1 pseudogene is annotated in these 410 nt (G+C 39.0%); it reads left to right on the top strand.

From position 1 onward, the window contains the following. A pseudogene (locus tag M3196_RS21805) lies at positions 1 to 410 on the top strand (IS21-like element IS5376 family transposase); the annotation flags it as partial.

Genomic DNA, 410 nt, shown 5'->3' with positions numbered 1-410 from the left:
GTTTAAAAGAGGAATGTCTATTTCATCAATTGCTAGAGAACTAGAGCTTGATCGTGGAACAGTGAGGAAGTACGTAAACGCCTCTGCAGCTCCTTCGAAGCAAAAACGCAAAAAGTCAAAAAGCAAATTAGATCCTTATAAAGATTATCTTCATCAGAGAATGTTAGAGGATGGTGTTTATAATGGTGAACGGTTATTAGACGAAATCAGACAGTTAGGATATACCGGTGGAAAGACTATTTTGAAGGATTACATAAAACCCTTTCGAGATAAGGAGCGAAAGAAGTATTCGGTACGTTATGAAACGTTACCAGGTGAACAAATGCAAGTGGACTGGAAAGAGATTGGGGAAATCATTCTCGGTGGTGAACGAATTAAGCTGTCCATGTTTGTCGCAACACTAGGCTATT

It is taken from the genome of Fictibacillus nanhaiensis (assembly GCF_023715445.1).
Lineage (GTDB): Bacteria > Bacillota > Bacilli > Bacillales > Fictibacillaceae > Fictibacillus > Fictibacillus nanhaiensis_D.
Note: the sequence above shows the minus strand (reverse complement) of the source record. Positions and strands in the feature narration are given on the sequence as shown.